This is a genomic window from Amycolatopsis sp. NPDC006125, from assembly GCF_040614195.1.
In the GTDB taxonomy this organism is placed as follows: Bacteria; Actinomycetota; Actinomycetes; order Mycobacteriales; family Pseudonocardiaceae; genus Amycolatopsis_E; species Amycolatopsis_E tucumanensis.
The window spans coordinates 1-4382 of the sequence record NZ_JBEXTZ010000207.1; the positions used below are offsets into that span (position 1 = coordinate 1).

The 4382-nt window shown below is 69.9% G+C and carries 4 protein-coding genes; 2 read left to right on the forward strand and 2 right to left on the reverse strand.

What is annotated here, in order from left to right; genetic code table 11:
- Positions 1-473 precede the first annotated feature (473 nt).
- Complete coding sequence (gene ligD / locus ABZ193_RS43320) at positions 474-1469, reverse strand: non-homologous end-joining DNA ligase (RefSeq protein ID WP_354714644.1); 996 nt, start codon at positions 1467-1469, stop codon at positions 474-476.
- Positions 1466-2539 carry an ATP-dependent DNA ligase gene (locus ABZ193_RS43325; protein WP_354714645.1) on the reverse strand — a complete coding sequence of 358 codons (1074 nt, stop codon included), beginning with the start codon at positions 2537-2539 and terminating at the stop codon, positions 1466-1468. Before ABZ193_RS43325 ends, ligD begins: the two co-directional genes overlap by 4 nt.
- Positions 2540-2644: 105 nt before the next feature.
- Here ABZ193_RS43325 and ABZ193_RS43330 point away from each other — a divergent pair, with 105 nt between their 5' ends.
- Entirely contained in the window at positions 2645-2992 is a 348-nt protein-coding gene (locus ABZ193_RS43330) for a YciI family protein (protein WP_237340303.1), read from the forward strand.
- On the forward strand, positions 2989-4218 hold the full coding sequence (locus tag ABZ193_RS43335) for a sigma-70 family RNA polymerase sigma factor (RefSeq protein ID WP_354714647.1): 1230 nt from the start codon (positions 2989-2991) through the stop codon (positions 4216-4218). The genes ABZ193_RS43330 and ABZ193_RS43335 overlap by 4 nt, the downstream gene beginning before the upstream one ends.
- Positions 4219-4382: the final 164 nt, after the last annotated feature.

A 4382-nucleotide genomic window follows, 5' to 3' on the forward strand; every position in this document is an offset into this window, starting at 1 on the left:
CAACCGGCGGCCGAACATGCCAACCTTGCGGCCCTGGCTCAAGGTGATATGCACAAACCGGAAGGCGACGGGATGACCACCCGGCGACCACCTCGAGAAGGTGGGACGAGGCACCCAACCCCTGGTCATCCCGGAGCCTGCCCGTCCGGCGAGGACTATCTCTTGATCTTTAAACCGCCGCCTGACACGGCGGGGAGTCCGCCCTGCGGGCGGAAAAGCGCCTCACGGCGCTCGAAAGGTCACCTTACGACCACCCCCGCCCCCTCTCCCTGAGTGTGTTTCAGTCGCCGAGCAGTCGTGTCAAGGCGGGAAAGAGTACCTTGACACGCCTGATCGGCGACTAAAAGCAGGCTGTGGATCGGGGGCGGGGGAGGTCTGGTTGGGGTAATCGCCTGCTTTGCGTTGCCGGCTTGCGGTTGAGGGGGGTTGGGCTGCTCGGTAGCGTTTCGTTGCCGGACGGCGGTTTGTCGGCGCTAGCTCTTCTTCGCCCGACTCGGTGCCACCCTGGGTGGCTCATTCGGCTGCTTCGGGTACACGGGCGGCCACGGCGCATCCATCATTCCCGCTGCCATGTCCCGCTCCGACATCTCCAGCAGCGGCTCGATCGTCTGCGGCCGCTCCCGCATCTGCGCCCATGGGTCACCCCGCCGAGCGACCAGGTCCGGCACCGTCGACAGGGTCAACTCCCCCGGTTCCACTGTGGACAGCTCGTCCCACGAAATGGGCGTCGAGACCTGCCCGCCTGGCCGTGGGCGGACGCACCACGCGCCGAACACCGTCTTGTGTGGGGCATTCTGGTTGAAGTCCACGAAGACCCTCGCGCCCCGTTCTTCCTTCCACCACTGCGCGGTGATGAGGTCCGGGTGCCTGCGCTCCAGCTCCCGCGCCAGGGCGACCGCGGCAGCACGCACCGCGTAGGAGTCCCACCGTGGTTCCAGCGCCACGTAGACGTGCAGGCCCCGGGAGCCCGTTGTCTTGATGTACGCCGCGATGCCCAGGGAGTCCAGCAGGTCCTTCGTCAGCACCGCCGCCTCGCGGACCTGCTCGAACGTCACCCCGGGCGACGGGTCCAGGTCGATTCGCAGCTCGTCGGCGAACTCGGGCGCCGAGGCGCGGTACGGCCAGACGTGGAAACCGATGCAGCCCAGGTTCACCGCCCACAGGATGTGCCCCAGGTCGGCCGCCACGAGGGCGTCCGAGGTCGTTCCGTTCGGGGTGGACACCACGGTGGTCCGCACCCAGGACGGCGTCGACTTGGGGACGCGCTTCTGGAACCACGACTTGCCGCTCGCGCCGTCGGGATAGCGCTCCAGCAGCAACGGCCGGTCCCGCAGCGTGTTCATCAACGGGCCCTCGACCGCCTGGTAGTACCGGACCAGGTCGAGCTTCGTCTCGCCGCGCTCGGTGAAGTACACCTTGTCCGGCGACGAGATGCTGACCTCGGTGCCTTCAATCGGTACAGCGCTCACGCTCTCACCTCGCTGAACAGGGCGGTCAGCTCCGCCGGCGGCACCTCTTCCAGCTGGTCGTACCGACACGAGTCCGGGGTCCGGTCGGGCCGGAACCGCACGAGGCGCGTCGCGTGGCGGAAGCGGCCCGCCTGCAGGTGGTCGTAGCGGACCTCGGCGACCAGCTCGATCCGCACCGGCTCCCACGACAGGTCCTTGCCCGCGTTCCACCGGCTCTGCGCGCCCGGCACCCGCCTGCCGTCCGGCTCGAACGACGCCCACTCGCGCCACGGGTGCTGCTCCATCGCGCCCTCCCGCAGCGGCGCCAGCTCGTCGACCAGCTCCCGGCGTCGCGCGGCGGTGAAACTGCTCGCCACGCCCATGTGCTGCAGCCGCCCGTCCGCGTCGTACAGGCCGAGCAGCAGCGATCCGATCCCGTTGCCGTCCTTGTGCCAGCGGAATCCGGCGACCACGCAGTCCGCGGTGCGCTCGTGCTTGACCTTCCACATCACCCGCTTGTCCTGCTCGTACGGCAGGTCGCCCGGCTTCGCCATGACCCCGTCGAACCCGGCGCCCTCGAACCGGGTGAACCAGTCCTGCGCGACGTCCGGGGACTGGGTCATCGGCGTCAGGTGCACCCGGGCGAGTGAGTCGTCGAGCACCCCTTCGAGGACGTGCCTGCGCCGCTGGAACGGTTCACCGGTCAGGTCGGCGTGGTCGAGCGCGAGCACGTCGAACGCGACGAAGCTGGCCGGCGTCTCCGCGGCCAGCTTCCGCACCCGGGACGCGGCGGGGTGCAGCCGGAGCTGGAGGCTGTCGAAGTCGAGACCGCCGCTGGTGACGATGACGATCTCCCCGTCGACCACGCACCGCTCCGGCAGCGCGGCCTTCAGCAGGTCGACCAGCTCGGGGAAGTACCTGGTCAGGGGCCGGTCGTTGCGGGAGCCCAGCTCGACCTCGTCACCGTCGCGGAACACGACGCAGCGGAACCCGTCCCACTTCGGCTCGTAGTGCAGCCCGGGTTCGCGGGGCATCTCGTGCACGGCCTTCGCCAGCATCGGCTTGACCGGCGGCATCACGGGCAGGTCCACACCGCTGACTCTAGGCCGGAAAAATTCTCCGCGCGCCATGTCGAGAAAACGTGATCCGCTCCGGACCTCCTTCCGACAGAGGCTCGACCAGGGAGGATGACCCCCATGAAGTACATGGTGATTCTGTACGGCAACCAGGAGCTGTGGGACTCGGTGACGCCGGACGAGTGGCAGGCGGCCGTCGCCGCGCAGGACGCGTTCAACGAGAAGTACTTCGCGTCCGGCGAGTTGCTCGGCGCGTACGGCATCGCGGACCCGAAGGTCGTCCGGGTCCGCGACGGGCAGACGACGGTCACCGACGGGCCGTACCTGGAGACCAAGGAGTACCTGGCCAGCGTGGCGATGCTCGAGGTGGACAGCGAGGAGCGGGCACTGGAGATCGCGGCGGACAACCCGTTCGCCGCGTTCCGGCAGGTCGAGGTGTGGCCCGTGCTGCACGGCGGCGAGGGATGACCGACGACCTGCTGCGCGAGCTGGCGCCGCAGGTGCTGGCGATCCTCATGCGCCGCTACGGCGGGCTCGACACGTGTGAGGACGCGGTGCAGGAGGCGCTGCTCGCGGCCGCGACCCAGTGGGGCGAGACCGGCGTGCCGGACAACCCGCGCGGGTGGCTGCTGACGGTCGCGACGCGGCGCCTGACCGACTGGATGCGCAGCGACAGCGCCCGGCGCCGCCGGGAGGACGAGGACCTGCTCGCCACCCCGGCGACGCAGCTGGTGGCGCCGGGCGCGGACGAACGCGGCCCCGGCGACGCGGACGACACCCTCACCCTGCTGTTCCTGTGCTGCCACCCGTCGCTGTCGGTGCCGTCGCAGACCGCGCTGACCCTGCGCGCCGTCGGCGGCCTCACGACGGCCGAGATCGCGAAGGCGTTCTTCGTCCCCGAGGCGACGATGGCCCAGCGGATCAGCCGGGCGAAGCAGAAGGTGAAGGGCGCCCGGTTCAGCCTGCCGCCCGAGGAAGAGCGGGACGAGCGGCTGAACGCGGTCCTGCACGTGCTGTACCTGATGTTCAACGAGGGCTACACGGCGACCGCGGGCCCCGACCTGCAGCGCGACGACCTGGCCGCGGAGGCGATCCGGCTGACCCGCCTGGTGCGACGCTTGTTGCCGTCGGATTGGGAGGTCGCGGGCCTGCTGGCGCTGATGCTGCTCACCCACGCCCGGCGGTTCGCGAGGAGCGTCGACGGCGAGCTGATCCCGCTGTCCGAACAGGACCGCAGCCGCTGGGACCGCGCCCTGATCGAAGAGGGGGTCGCCCTGATCAGCGAGGCCTTGGCGAAGACCACCCGGCTCGGCGCGTACCAACTGCAGGCCGCGATCGCCGCGGTGCACGACGAAGCCGCCAGCGACGAGGAGACGGACTGGCCCCAGGTGGTGGCGCTGTACGGCCTGCTGGAGCGGGTCGCCCCGAACCCCATGGTGACCCTGAACAAAGCGGTGGCCGTGGCGATGACGTCCGGCCCCCGAGCCGGCTTGGAGCTCCTGGACTCGCTGACCGAGGATCCGCGCCTGGCCAAGCACCACCGCCTGCACGCCGTCCGCGCCCACCTGCTGGAACGGGCAGGCGAGACAGCGGAGGCCCGCACGGAATACCAACTGGCCGCGAAGCGGACGACGAGCCTCCCCGAGCAGCGCTACCTGCAAAAGCGCGGAGCAAGGTGCACCACCCCCAACTGAGCTGGGTGGTCATCCCGTCGCCTGACACCGGCACGATCACCTTGAGCCAGGGCCGCAACCTCCGTGCTTACCGGCGGCCGGACATGCCAACCTTGCGGCCCTGGCTCAAGGTGATATGCACAAACCGGAAGGCGACGGGATGACCACCCGGCGACCACCCACCC